Source organism: Parvibaculum sp. (genome assembly GCF_002684405.1).
Taxonomy (GTDB): Bacteria; Pseudomonadota; Alphaproteobacteria; order Parvibaculales; family Parvibaculaceae; genus Parvibaculum.
This window is the reverse complement of sequence record NZ_NYVD01000093.1, coordinates 1-12,965: the sequence shown is the minus strand read 5'-3', so window position 1 is coordinate 12,965 and position 12,965 is coordinate 1. Positions and strand designations below refer to the sequence as shown.

Annotated in this window: 12 protein-coding genes; 8 read left to right on the top strand and 4 right to left on the bottom strand. The window is 62.9% G+C overall.

Features of this window, described 5'->3' with window-relative positions:
• The 8 genes from priA to CMI59_RS08430 form a co-directional block, all read left to right on the top strand.
• Positions 1–1,539 (top strand): primosomal protein N' (priA, locus tag CMI59_RS08465; protein WP_293327222.1); only part of this gene is annotated, 1,539 nt, incomplete at its 5' end.
• 169 nt (positions 1,540–1,708) lie between these two features.
• Positions 1,709–2,521: a class I SAM-dependent methyltransferase gene (locus CMI59_RS08460; protein ID WP_293327219.1), complete on the top strand. Its 813-nt coding sequence runs from the start codon at positions 1,709–1,711 to the stop codon at positions 2,519–2,521.
• 301 nt (positions 2,522–2,822) lie between these two features.
• Positions 2,823–3,380: a F0F1 ATP synthase subunit delta gene (locus CMI59_RS08455; RefSeq protein ID WP_293327216.1), complete on the top strand. Its 558-nt coding sequence runs from the start codon at positions 2,823–2,825 to the stop codon at positions 3,378–3,380.
• Positions 3,380–4,909, top strand: a complete 1,530-nt coding sequence (atpA, locus tag CMI59_RS08450) for a F0F1 ATP synthase subunit alpha (RefSeq protein WP_293327214.1) — start codon at positions 3,380–3,382, stop codon at positions 4,907–4,909. The genes CMI59_RS08455 and atpA overlap by 1 nt, the downstream gene beginning before the upstream one ends.
• Before the next feature lie 38 nt (positions 4,910–4,947).
• Positions 4,948–5,841, top strand: coding sequence for a F0F1 ATP synthase subunit gamma (locus tag CMI59_RS08445; protein WP_293327212.1), 894 nt, complete (start codon positions 4,948–4,950; stop codon positions 5,839–5,841).
• 353 nt (positions 5,842–6,194) lie between these two features.
• Positions 6,195–7,631, top strand: coding sequence for a F0F1 ATP synthase subunit beta (atpD, locus tag CMI59_RS08440; RefSeq protein WP_293327210.1), 1,437 nt, complete (start codon positions 6,195–6,197; stop codon positions 7,629–7,631).
• Positions 7,632–7,684: 53 nt separating this feature from the next.
• The gene (locus tag CMI59_RS08435) at positions 7,685–8,083 is read left to right on the top strand and encodes a F0F1 ATP synthase subunit epsilon (RefSeq protein WP_293327208.1); all 399 of its coding nucleotides are present in this window, start codon (positions 7,685–7,687) and stop codon (positions 8,081–8,083) included.
• A gap of 172 nt (positions 8,084–8,255) precedes the next feature.
• Positions 8,256–9,080 (top strand): ferritin-like domain-containing protein, encoded by an 825-nt coding sequence (locus CMI59_RS08430; protein ID WP_293327205.1) that lies wholly within the window; start codon positions 8,256–8,258, stop codon positions 9,078–9,080.
• A gap of 3 nt (positions 9,081–9,083) precedes the next feature.
• Here CMI59_RS08430 and CMI59_RS08425 read toward each other — a convergent pair whose 3' ends face one another.
• The 4 genes from CMI59_RS08425 to CMI59_RS08410 all read right to left on the bottom strand — a co-directional run.
• Entirely contained in the window at positions 9,084–9,608 is a 525-nt protein-coding gene (locus CMI59_RS08425; protein WP_293327203.1) for an RNA pyrophosphohydrolase, read from the bottom strand.
• A gap of 61 nt (positions 9,609–9,669) precedes the next feature.
• Positions 9,670–11,034: a divergent polysaccharide deacetylase family protein gene (locus CMI59_RS08420; RefSeq protein ID WP_293327200.1), complete on the bottom strand. Its 1,365-nt coding sequence runs from the start codon at positions 11,032–11,034 to the stop codon at positions 9,670–9,672.
• Positions 11,035–11,159: 125 nt separating this feature from the next.
• Positions 11,160–12,422, bottom strand: coding sequence for a S41 family peptidase (locus CMI59_RS08415; RefSeq protein ID WP_293327224.1), 1,263 nt, complete (start codon positions 12,420–12,422; stop codon positions 11,160–11,162).
• A 66-nt stretch (positions 12,423–12,488) separates the two neighbouring features.
• Positions 12,489–12,965, bottom strand: a 477-nt coding sequence (locus CMI59_RS08410; RefSeq protein ID WP_293327197.1) for a peptidoglycan DD-metalloendopeptidase family protein, incomplete at its 5' end; no start/stop codon positions are given.

Below are 12,965 nucleotides of genomic sequence, written 5' to 3'. Positions count from 1 at the left end.
GCGCCGCTGTTGCTCGACGGGGTGACGGGCTCGGGCAAGACGGAAGTCTATTTCGAGGCCGTGGCGGAGGTGTTGCGGCAGGGCCGTCAGGCGCTTGTGCTGGTGCCCGAAATCGCGCTCACCTCGCAATTCCTCGACCGGTTCGAGCGGCGCTTCGGCTGCCGCCCGGCGGAATGGCATTCGGAACTTTCCACCCGCGAGCGCCGCCGGGTCTGGCGCGGCGTGGCGGAGGGGCGCGTGAAGGCGGTGATCGGCGCCCGCTCGGCGCTTTTTCTGCCTTTTCCCGATCTCGGCCTCATCGTGATCGATGAAGAGCATGAAAGCGCCTTCAAGCAGGAAGAAGGCGTGACCTATCACGCCCGCGACATGGGCGTCGTGCGCGGCTCGCTGGGCAGCTTCCCGGTGATTCTCAGTTCCGCCACGCCGTCGCTTGAAAGCGCCGTCAATGCCGAGCAGGGCCGGTATGAGAGGCTGGTGCTGACGGGCCGGCATGGCGATGCGCAATTGCCGCGAATCGGTGCCGTCGATATGCGCACCCATCCGCCGGAGCGGGGCCGCTGGCTCTCGCCGGTGCTGGTGAAGGAAATGGTCGCGACGCTCGAAGCGGGCGAGCAGTCCATGCTGTTCCTCAATCGTCGGGGCTATGCGCCGCTGACACTCTGCCGGACCTGCGGTCATCGCATCCAGTGTCCGGATTGTTCGGCCTGGCTCGTCGAACACCGGTTCCGACGCGAGCTTCGCTGTCATCATTGCGGCTATACGGCGCCGGTGCCCAAGGCCTGTCCGTCCTGCGGCGCGGAAGACGCGCTCGTCGCCTGCGGGCCGGGCGTGGAGCGTATCGCGGAAGAGGTGGTCGAGCGCTTTCCGGAAGCGCGCGTCGCGCTCGTTTCGAGCGATAATCTGCGGGGCCCGCAAAGTCATGTGGATGTGTTTTCCGCTATCGAAGACCGCGAGATCGATATCGTCATCGGTACGCAGGTCATGGCGAAGGGACATCATTTTCCCTGGCTGACGCTGGTGGGCGTGGTCGATGCCGATCTCGGGCTCGAAAACGGCGATCTGCGCGCGGGCGAACGCACCTTCCAGCTTCTCCAGCAGGTGGCGGGGCGCGCGGGCCGCGCGGAGCGGCCGGGCCGCGTTCTCCTCCAATCCTATATGCCCGAGCATGGCGTGATGCGGGCGCTTGTGTCCGGCGACCGGGACGCGTTTCTCGAGCGCGAAGCGGAGATGCGCGAACGTATGGAGCTGCCGCCTTATGGACGGCTGGTCGGGGTGGTCGTGTCTTCGACCGACGGCGGGCTTGCCCAGCGTGTGGCGCGCGAGATGGCGCGGCGCGTGCCCGCCGCCGATCATGTTTCCGTGCTGGGCCCCGCGCCCGCGCCGATTGCCTTGCTCCGGGGGCGGACGAGGCTGCGCTTCCTCGTGAAGGCCGGTCGCAACGTCAATGTGCAGGCCTATATAAATGCCTGGCTTGCCGATTTCAAAGTGCCCAATGCGGCGCGCGTGAGCATCGATATCGATCCCTACAGCTTTTTGTGAGCGCGGGCGGCGGGCGGGCCGGACGCCGTTCCATTAAGAAGTTGGAAATCATGTTCCCGAACAATGCGGCGAGCGGTGGCGGCCGTTCGGGTCATGCGTCGGGTGGAAATCGCGTGATCTGAAAATGGCCTGCCGCATGACTGATTTCGGGCAAGCGGGGCACTCCATCATGAGCATTCAGGAGATCAACAGGCTGGCGGCCGAAAGGGTGCCGGACATCTCGGTTCGGGTGGAAGAAGATTTCCATCGTCATGACGTTATCCGCTCGCTCGAGGGCAGCGACAATATCGGTATCGAGCTGGGTGTCGCCGGTGGGGTGTTTTCCAGGCGCATGGTCGAGAGCGGCAAGTTCAAGGCCTTTTACGGTGTTGATCTGTATGCCGACCATCACGATACGGCCGAATATGTTCATGCGCTGAAGCATGTCGGTATTGCGGAGAACTACAAGTTGCTTCGCATGTCGTTCGACGATGCGCTGGCGTTGTTCGACGACAATTATTTCGACTTCGTCTATTTCGACGGCTACGCCCATACCGGCGAAGAGGGCGGCAAGTCCTTTGTCGACTGGTACCAGAAGGTGAAGGTCGGCGGCGTCGTGGCGGGCGACGACTATGATGACGACTGGCCGCTGGTGAAATGGGCGGTCAACAGCTTTGCAAACGAGCTGGGCGTCCAGTTGCATGTGACCGGACGCACCGAGACGACCAACCAGTCACGCTATCCTTCCTGGTTCTTCACCAAGGAGCGGGAGTTCGACTTCAAGCGGCCGCTCAGCGAGGAGCTTCTTTCGCTCGGTCAGAGGGCGAAAGAGGAACGCAAGCGCCTGCCGTCCCCGCCGCCGGTGCAGCGCTCCCAGATCACGCTGTCGCCCGAACAGATTCTCCAGATTTGCGACAAGCTCTGCGCCCAGGATCCGTCGAAGGCGCGTGAGATCATGGCCATTGCCAAGCGTCATGCGAAGGCCCTGAGACGATCGGCGTAAGGGCCGCCGCGCGCCGGTTGCTTGCCACGTCCCTCCCGACATGCATTGATGGGCAGCTTTCCCCTGCGGAAGGCCTGCTCCTGCATGGCTGAACGTGCTTCCAATTGTCCCGTATGGGCCCTATTCGGTCCGGCTCTTGTTGCACCTGCGCGGAGCTTGTGTTACCTAACGCCCGGCCTCGGGGGCACCGGGTTGCCAGCGGTCTTACTTGGCCGAATTTTTCGAGTTATTTCAATAGCTTGGTTCGCATCTGAAAATTTCGCGTGCCAGCTTCCATGACAAAGACAGGCGAGCGCCGGACGTGTCATCTGAACAACCCGTAACTGGTGTGGCTGGGCGCTATGCGACCGCCCTTTTCGAACTGGCTGAAAGCGAGGGATCGCTTGACGCCGTGGCCAATGATCTGGCCTCGATCGGTCGAATGCTGGACGAGAGCGAAGACCTGCGCCGGCTCGTGCGCAGCCCCGTTTTCGGCGCCGACCTTCAGGGCAAGGCCATTGCCGCCGTGCTGGAAAAGGCCGGGATCGCCGGTCTGACCGCGCAGTTCATCGGTCTTGTCGTCAAGAATCGCAGGCTTTTCGCGCTGCCGGGCATGATGTCGGCGTTTCGCCAGCTGCTCGCGGTCAAGCGCGGCGAGATCACTGCCAGCGTGGTTTCCGCCCACGCGCTTTCCGATGCCCAGGTCGACGGGCTCAAAACCGCGCTCAAATCGGCTACCGGGCGCGACGTGAATATCGATACCACCGTTGATGAATCGCTGCTTGGCGGTCTCATCGTCAAGGTCGGCAGCCGGATGATCGATTCCTCGCTGCGGACCAAACTCAATTCTCTTAAGATTGCCATGAAAGAGGCTTCCTGATGGACATTCAGGCTGCGGAGATCTCCGCGATCCTCAAACAGCAGATCAAGGATTTCGGCGCCGAGGCGCAGGTTTCCGAGGTCGGCCAGGTTCTTTCCGTCGGTGACGGTATCGCCCGCGTTTACGGCCTCGACAATGTCGAAGCCGGTGAAATGGTCGAGTTCCCGGGCGGTATCCGGGGCATGGCGCTCAACCTTGAAGACGACAATGTCGGCGTCGTGATTTTCGGTTCCGACCGAAGGATCAAGGAAGGCGACACGGTCAAGCGCACGGGCGCCATTGTGGACGTTCCCGTCGGCAAGGGCCTGCTGGGCCGCGTCGTGGACCCGCTTGGCAATCCGATCGACGGCAAGGGCCCGATCGAGAGCACCGAACGCCGCCGCGTGGACGTGAAGGCGCCGGGCATCATTCCCCGTAAATCGGTGCATGAGCCGATGCAGACGGGCCTCAAGGCGATCGACGCGCTGATCCCGATCGGCCGCGGTCAGCGCGAGCTGATCATTGGCGACCGCCAGACCGGCAAGACCGCCATCGCCATCGACGCGATCCTCAACCAGAAGCCGCTGAACCAGGGCGACGACGAGAGCCAGAAGCTCTACTGCGTCTATGTCGCCATTGGTCAGAAGCGGTCCACGGTCGCGCAGATCGTGAAGACGCTGGAAGAAAACGGCGCGCTCGAATATTCGATCGTCGTCGCCGCGACGGCGTCCGAACCGGCCCCGCTGCAGTTCCTGGCACCGTTTGCCGGCTGCGCCATGGCCGAGTTCTTCCGCGATAACGGCATGCACGCCCTGACGATCTATGACGATCTGTCCAAGCAGGCCGTCGCTTATCGTCAGATGTCGCTGCTGCTTCGTCGTCCGCCCGGACGTGAAGCCTATCCGGGCGACGTCTTCTTCCTGCATTCCCGTCTGCTGGAACGCGCTGCGAAGCTCAACGAGGACCATGGTTCGGGTTCCATGACGGCGCTGCCGATCATCGAAACCCAGGCCAACGACGTGTCCGCCTACATTCCGACCAACGTGATTTCGATCACGGACGGTCAGATCTTCCTGGAAACGGACCTGTTCTATCAGGGCGTCCGTCCGGCGGTGAATGTGGGTCTGTCGGTGAGCCGCGTGGGTTCCTCCGCCCAGATCAAGGCGATGAAGCAGGTCGCGGGCAAGATCAAGGGCGAGCTCGCCCAGTACCGCGAAATGGCTGCCTTCGCGCAGTTCGGTTCCGACCTCGATGCCGCGACACAGCGCCTGCTGAACCGCGGCTCGCGCCTGACCGAACTTCTGAAGCAGGGTCAGTTCTCGCCGCTCAAGGTCGAAGAGCAGGTTGTCGTGATCTATGCCGGTGTGAACGGCTATCTCGACAAGCTGGCCGTCGCCGAAGTCGGTCGCTTCGAGCAAGAGCTGCTGCGCAGCTTCCGCTCCAAGCATGCCGACATTCTCGAGACCATCCGGACCGAAAAGCAGCTTTCTTCCGATACGGAAGCGAAGCTTCAGAGCGCGGTCGAGGCTTTCGCCAACGCGTTTGCCTGATCGGCGGAATGGAAGAAGCAGTCACGGGATAGCGCCGAATGGCAAGCCTGAAGGAACTTAGAAACCGGATCTCCAGCGTCCAGTCGACGCAGAAGATCACCAAGGCGATGCAGATGGTCGCCGCCGCGAAGCTGCGCCGTGCGCAGGAAGCGGCCGAGGCTGCGCGTCCCTATGCGGAGCGCATGGACCGCGTGATGGCCAACCTCGCCGCCGGCATGAAGGATCGGGACGATGCGCCCGAGCTTCTGGTCGGCAATGGCAAGGACCAGGTTCATCTGCTGGTCGTCGCAACGGCCGAACGCGGCCTGTGCGGCGGTTTCAACGCCTCCATCGTGCGTCTGGCGCGCGAACGCATCGGCAAGCTGCTCGGCGAAGGCAAGGTCGTGAAGATCCTGTGCGTCGGCCGGAAGGGCCGGGATGCGCTGAGGCGGCTTTACGGCGAGTATATTATCGACACGATCGAGTTTTCCGGCGTGCGCAAGTTCGGGTTCGAACATGCCGATCAGGTCGGGCAGCGCGTGATCGACATGTTCGAGAATGGCGAGTTCGATGTCTGCACGCTGTTCTACTCCCGCTTCCAGAACGTCGTGACGCAGATCCCGACGACGCAGTCGCTGATCCCCGCTTCGGTGGACGGCGCGGAGCCCGAAGAGGAAATCGTGGCGCGTCTCGGCGGTGCGATCTACGAATACGAGCCGGACGAAACGGAGATCCTGAAGGATCTGCTGCCGCGCAATCTCTCGGTCCAGGTTTTCCGGGCACTGCTCGAAAACGGCGCCAGCGAAGAAGGCGCGCGTATGACCGCGATGGACAATGCGACGCGCAATGCGGGCGAGATGATCGACAAGCTGACGATCACCTACAACCGTACGCGCCAGGCGCAGATCACGAAGGAACTGATCGAAATTATTTCCGGTGCGGAAGCGCTCTAAAGGGCGGTGCCGGAAACGAGAAGGGCGAAAATGCCCCGTGAGGATATGAGGGCCGGAAGGCCGGATGATTCCGAAGGGGTACGATGCCCGAGTTAGGTAACAGGCAAGGCTGGCGAAGCCGGCTGCTTGCGAATGTAAGAAGGCTTCTGGCGCGTATCCTTCCGGGGAGTGCGTCCGGGCCGAAGGCGCTACCGGCGCCTGCCAGGCAGGAAGACGCTCCGATTGCGGGCGCCACTGCGACGGAGCAGGCGAAAACGGTCGCGGAAGCAATGGATGCGGTTCCGGCCGCGCCGGATGACGATAACGGGGAAGCGGTTGAGCGCTTTCCGGCATGCGAAGCAGGGATAGACAGTATGAGCAATGTTGTCGGCAAGATCAGTCAGGTGATTGGCGCCGTCGTGGACGTCGAATTCGACGATCACCTGCCGGCCATCATGAACGCGCTGGAGACCGATAATAACGGTACCCGTCTGGTGCTCGAAGTGGCTCAGCATCTGGGCGAAAACACGGTGCGCACCATCGCCATGGACTCGACCGAAGGGCTTACCCGCGGTCAGGAAGTGAACGATACGGGCCATTCGATCCAGGTGCCGGTCGGCGAAGCGACGCTCGGGCGCATCATGAATGTGATCGGCGAGCCGGTGGACGAAGCCGGTCCCATCGAAGGCGAAGCCCTGCGCGAGATTCATCAGGAAGCCCCTGAATTCGTCGAGCAGTCCACGGAAGCCGAGATGCTGGTCACCGGCATCAAGGTGGTGGACCTTCTCGCCCCTTACGCTCGTGGCGGTAAGATCGGCCTGTTCGGCGGCGCCGGCGTGGGCAAGACGGTGCTCATCCAGGAGCTCATCAACAACATCGCGAAGGCGCATGGCGGTTATTCCGTGTTCGCCGGCGTGGGCGAGCGCACGCGCGAGGGCAACGATCTCTATTACGAAATGATCGAGTCCGGCGTGAACAAGGATCCCAAGGAGAACAACGGTTCGACCGCCGGTTCCAAATGTGCGCTGATCTACGGCCAGATGAACGAGCCGCCCGGAGCGCGTGCCCGTGTGGCGCTGTCGGGTCTGACGGTCGCCGAGCATTTCCGCGACCAGGGCCAGGACGTGCTCTTCTTCGTGGACAACATCTTCCGCTTCACCCAGGCGGGTTCCGAGGTGTCGGCGCTTCTTGGCCGTATCCCCTCCGCCGTGGGTTATCAGCCGACGCTCGCCACCGATATGGGCCAGCTGCAGGAGCGTATTACGACGACCACCAAGGGTTCGATCACCTCGGTGCAGGCCATTTACGTGCCCGCCGACGACCTGACCGACCCGGCGCCTGCCACGTCGTTTGCCCATCTGGATGCCACGACGGTGCTTAACCGCGCCATCTCGGAAAAGGGCATCTATCCGGCCGTGGATCCGCTCGACTCGACCTCGCGTATTCTCGAGCCGCGCGTTGTCGGCGACGAGCATTACGACACGGCCCGCCGCGTGCAGGAAATCCTGCAGCGCTACAAGGGCCTGCAGGACATCATCGCCATTCTCGGCATGGATGAACTGTCGGAAGAAGACAAGCTCGTCGTGGCGCGCGCGCGTAAGATCGAGCGCTTCCTCAGCCAGCCCTTCCATGTGGCCGAAGTGTTCACCGGTTCGCCCGGTGTGCTCGTGGACCTCAAGGACACGATCAAGGGCTTCAAGGGCCTGTGCGAAGGCGAATACGACCATCTGCCGGAGGCGGCTTTCTACATGGTCGGCACCATCGAAGACGCCGTGGCCAAGGCCGAGCGTCTGGCCAAGGAAGCGGCCTAATCCGCCGCTTGCCTGCCAGCCATGTAACAGTGGCACCGAACAGGACTTAGATGATGGCTGACAAGCTGAGTTTCGATCTGGTGAGCCCCGAGCGGCTTCTGCTGTCCGACGACGTCGATATGGTCGTCGTGCCGGGCAAGGAAGGCGATATGGGCATCATGGCCGGCCACGCGCCGATCATGACCGTGCTGCGCCCCGGCGTCATCGACGTCGAGGAAGGCGGCAAGTCCAAGGAACGCTATTTCGTTCGCGGCGGTTTCGCGGAAGTGACGGCGGGCGGCCTGACGCTCCTTGCCGAGCATGCCGTGCCGCTGACCGATCTCAGCGCCGAGCATCTCGACGGCGAAATCAAGAACGCCGAGGACGATGTCGAGGACGCCCGGACGGACGAAAAGCGGCAGCGGGCCCAGGAGCGCCTGGACCACCTTCGCGACCTTCGCAAGATGCTCTAGGCCGCGAGATTGCCGCGTAAGCTACTGGACGGCGCTTCCCCCGGGAGGCGCCGTTTTCGTTTGAGGGCGGGGTTTTGAGGGGCGGGCTGTGTCTTTCTGTCCCTTAAAACACTGCCAGGATTGGCTTATATTCAGCCAAGATGGCCTGTTGCCATGTTCCGAGGTGATTGAGATGAGCCGACACTGGACGCTGGACGATATTCGCTGGGAGGATTTCGACGCCTCCAAGGTGGATCCGGATATTCTCAAAGCCGTGAAGGCGGCTGCGCTGGTGGAGTTCAATGCGCCGGATTACGTGACCTATCTTTGCAATGTCTTTTCCGATTGCCCGGATGTGAAGGAAGCCATCTACAAATGGGGCACGGAAGAGGTTCAGCACGGTCAGGCGCTGGCCCGCTGGGCGGAGCTGGCGGATCCGGATTTCAGCTTCGAGGAAGCCTTTCGCCGCTTTCGCGAGAATTACTCGATCCCGATCGACGAGGTCGAATCCGTACGCGGTAGCCGGGGCGGCGAACTCATCGCGCGCTGCGTGGTGGAAAGCGGCACATCTTCCTATTACAGCGCCATCCGCGATGCGACCGACGAGCCGGTGCTGAAACAGATCGCGAGTAATGTCGCGGCGGACGAGTTCCGCCACTACAAGCTCTTCTACGATCAGTTTCATAGCCTCGATGAGAAAGTGCCGTCAAAGCTCGGCCGGGCGCGCGTTGCACTTGGCCGCGTTTCGGAAGCGGATGACGACGAGTTGGCCTCCGCCTTCTATGCGGCCAATACGCCGTTCGACGGCTCGGTCGCCTATGACCGGAAAGCCTATGCCAAGGCGTATGAGAAGCGGGCCTTCGCCCTTTATCAGCGCCAGCATGTCGAGCGGCTGGTGTCCATGGTCGCCAAGGCCACCGGCATCAAGCCGCATGGCTGGCTGATGCGTAACCTGTCGAAGCTGGTCTGGGCCTTTTGGGACCGGCGCGCCAAGCAGCTCGCCCGGGTGGCGATTTAAGCCCTAGCCCGCGGGAACGGCGTATTTCCCGAGTTCGGCGATGACCTGCTCATAGACGCCCCGCTTGAACGGGACGATCAGGTCGACAAGCTCGCCGATCGGCAGCCAGGCCCATTCGCTGAATTCCTGATGCGCATCGGCGGCAATATCGATGTCGTCGTCCTTGCCGGTAAAGCGCATGGCGAACCATTTTTGCGCCTGTCCGCGAAATTTGCCCTTCAGGGCGACGCCGATCAGATGCTCGGGCAGGTCGTAGTGAAGCCAGCCCTCGGTTTCGCCCAGAATCTCCGCTTTGTCGGTCCCGGTTTCTTCCTTCAGTTCGCGCAGCGCGGCGGTGGCGGCGTCCTCGCCCTTGTCGATACCGCCCTGCGGCATCTGCCAGGTGAGCGGCGAGCCGGTATCGACCTCCTGAATGCGGTTTCCGACCCAGATGAGCCCTTCGGCATTGATCAGCATGATGCCGACACAGGGGCGGTAGGGCAGGTCTTCGGCTTTCAGGTCGCGCGGCGTATCGGCATGTCGGGGCATGTGGGGTCCGTCCAAGGTGGTGCGTTCAGGGTGGTCCGCCCGGAGGGTGTTCGGGCCTAAATCAGTGGCTTTCGCGTATCGCCGCCGTGGCGGGCACCAGGGCAAGGCCTCTGGCGCTCAGCCCGGCGGCCCATTTGGTGATCTCGTCGACGGTTGCGGGAAAACCCGATGCGACGCCGAGCGCGGTGCCCGACTGTTTGGCCGTTACTTCCAGATCGTCGAGCGAATTGGAAATCACTTCGGCGCTTTGTTGCGGGTCGACGATGCGGTCGGCAAGCGCAAAAGGCAAGCCCTCCTCCTCGGCGATGGACGGGGCGAGGCTGCGGCTGGAGGCGCCATTGTCGATATACATGAGGCCGCGCTTGTTGAGCGCTGAGAGCACGGGCGTCAGCGCCGTGGCGGAGGTGGAAAAGCGCGCACCCTGATAGTTCATCACGCCCGCATAGCCCGCAAAGCGGCTCATCAGCCAGTTGAGGCGGGCCCGGTTTTCCGTCTCCGGGAGCGAGGTCAGGAGCGTGTAGGGACCGGGATCGCTCTGCGGGTAGCCATAGGGCTCCATCGGCAGTTCGAGCAGGACTTCATGGCCGGCCGCGCGCGCCTTGTCGATCCAGCTCTGGAGATCCGGGCCGTAGGGCGCAAAGGAAAGGGTCACTTCCGGCGGCAATGTTTCGATCGCATGGCGCGTGGCGCTTTGGGAAATACCCATGCCGCTCACCACGATGGCGATGCGGCCCTTCGCCGGGAGGCCCGGGGGGGCGGGCCGGGCATAAACGCGCCAGGGCTTGCGGCCCTGGGGACCGATCTTGGGCAGCGGCCCCTGCGCGGTGCGTTCGACAAGGGCCCTGTCGGGCACTGCGGGAAGCGGGCCTGTGAGCCTGCTTCGCGCGCCGGGGGCGCTTTTCGGTGTGGATATGCCGTCCACGCTTGCCGCGCCGGTGATCTTTACCTGCGAGGCAATCTCGGCGCTGCTTTGGCGGTCGGCAGCGGCGAGCAGTTCCCTTTCGGCGGGGCTCAGATTGTCGTCCGTGCCGTCTTCCGGTGTCTTGTCCACCGGCATGACGCGGCCATTCCTGTCGTCGGCCTTGTCCGGCGTTCCGGTCTGTTGCGCGGTATCGGTGGAAATACCGTCCACGCCCATATCGGGCGTCCCGTCCGCCTCTTCGGCCGCGCCGTAATCCGTTTCGGGGGCGGGAAGGGAGAGCGTGGCCACGGGTTCGCCCGCCAGATGGTGATCGCCAAGGACCAGCCAGGCGAGGGTGCCGACATAAAGCAGGGCGACCAGGATGGTTGCGATGGACAGCAGGCCGGGACCGCGCTTGGGCGCGTCATCCCCGTCGCCGGCCGGTGCGGCTTTGGCGGGTGTTTCTTTCGGAGCCTCGCTGGGGGCTTCCTCGATCTGATCCGGTCCCGGGCTTTCCGCCGTCATGTTCCCCACATCAACAAAAAGGGCGGGGCAAAGCTCTCCTTTCCCGCCCTTTTCCGGCGCGTCCGGCCGCCCCGCCGGATCGCATCTCGGATAGCCGCTTTAGCTGGCCACCTCAGTTCGCCGTCTCAATTCGCCATGGCGCTCTGGCCGGGCACACGGATAAAGGCTTTGTCCTGCTTCTTACCGTTCAATAGATCAATAGCGTAAAGAAGTTGTGTGTCGTCGGCCTTATTTTGCGGGACGTAGGAATCCGAGCCGGATTCCTCGTCGCCATCCGGATTGGCCAGATGGCCCGGCAGTTCCGCTTCGCCGCGGATCATGGGCAGCTTCTTCTTGTCCTTGGGCGGGTTCTGGCGGACCTGGATGTCCGGCTCGATACCCTTGGCCTGGATGGAACGGCCCGACGGCGTGTAATAGCGCGCCGTGGTCAGGCGGAGCGCGCCATCGGAGCCGAGCGGGATGATGGTCTGGACCGATCCCTTGCCGAAGGAGCGCGTGCCCAGAATGGTCGCGCGGCGGTGATCCTGCAGCGCGCCCGCCACGATTTCCGAGGCGGAGGCCGAGCCGCCGTTCACCAGTACGATGATCGGCTTGTTGTCCGTCTCGTCGCCGGAATGGGCGTTGAAGCGCTGCGTGTCCTGCGGATGGCGGCCGCGCGTGGAAACGATCTCGCCGCCATTGATGAAGCTGTCGCTTACCGCCGTCGCCTGATCGAGCAGGCCGCCGGGATTGTTGCGCAGGTCGATGATGTAGCCTTTCAGCTTCGCTTCGCCGATCTGCTTGCGCAAATTGGTGACGGCCTCGTCCAGCAGGTCGGAGGTCTGCTCGTTGAAGGAGGTGATGCGGATATAGGCGATATCGCCCTCGCGGCGGTACTTCACCGATTTGATGGTGATGATGTCGCGCGTGATGCTGACGTCGAAGGGCTCGTCCTTGCCTTTACGCACGATGGTCAGTTTGACCGGCGTGTTGACCGGGCCGCGCATCTTGTCCACCGCATCGCTCAGCGTCATGCCCATGATGGCCTTGCCGTCGATATGGGTGATGTAGTCGTTGGGGCGGATGCCGGCACGGCTGGCGGGCGTGTCGTCGATCGGGGTGACGACCTTCACCACGCCGTTTTCCATGGTGACTTCGATGCCGAGGCCGCCGAATTCGCCGCGCGTCTGGACCTGCATGTCCCGGAAATGTTTCGGGTTCATGTAGCTCGAATGCGGGTCGAGCGAGGTGAGCATGCCGTTGATGGCATTCTCCACCAGCTTGCTGTCGTCGACCGGCTCGACATAGTCCGCGCGGACGCGCTCGAATACGTCGGCAAAGAGGTCCAGCTGACGGAAGGTATCGGAGCCCTCCGCATGAGCGGGGATGTCCAGCCCGCCTTGCTGCATACCGAACACGGCCAGCACCGAGAGAAAGGTTCCGACGGCAAAGCCGGCGACAACAGACTTGTTCATTTATCCACGCGCCTTTTTGTCACTCATTAACAGCCAGGGACGCGGGTCGATCGGGTCCCCGTCCTTGCGAAATTCGATATAGAGGGTAGGCCTTGCGCCGGTGGCTGTCTCCCGGCCTGTCTCATCTGGTGACGGGCCCATCATGCCGATGGGTTCGCCGGCAAGTATATCCTGACCGACCTTACCATCGATGCGTTTCATGCCCGCCAGAAGAACATGGTATCCCTCTCCAACCGACAGGATCAAGAGCTGCCCATAGCGGCGGAACGGCCCTGCATACACGATCCTCCCGTCAAAAGGGGCGATCAGCTGGGCATTTGGCCGGGCGGCGACCCGAATACCCTTTGAAACGCCTCCTCCGGGTATTCTGCTCCCAAAAGTCTGAACAATTTCTCCAGTCGCGGGCGGTCTGATTAGCCCTTTTGCCTGGGAAAAGCGGCGTTTCGAGGGCGGCAGCACCATGGAGGGGCGCGGCGG